Below are 237 nucleotides of genomic sequence, written 5' to 3' on the forward strand. Positions count from 1 at the left end.
ACTTAGAACCATCCCAATAGTAAATTCCTTTACCAGTAGCAGTATTGGTATTATAAACCATCAATCCCTCTGCTGCAGAGATAGAAGTTACAGGTGCTTTAGCATTTAAATCAGCAATGTTAAAGTATGGCAAAAGAAAACCTCTATAATCAGAGTTTAAATGTAAAACAGATGATTCGTGAGGTTCTGTGGTATTTATTCCAACTTGACTAAATAAACATGTAGAAAATATAACCA

General features: G+C 32.9%; 1 protein-coding gene. It reads right to left on the reverse strand.

Annotated elements, in window-relative coordinates; all coding sequences use genetic code 11:
* On the reverse strand, window positions 1-237 hold a 237-nt coding region (locus MTCD1_RS22055; protein WP_235013423.1), incomplete at both ends, for a phage tail-like protein.

Source organism: Colwellia marinimaniae, assembly GCF_002207865.1.
GTDB lineage: Bacteria > Pseudomonadota > Gammaproteobacteria > Enterobacterales > Alteromonadaceae > Colwellia > Colwellia marinimaniae.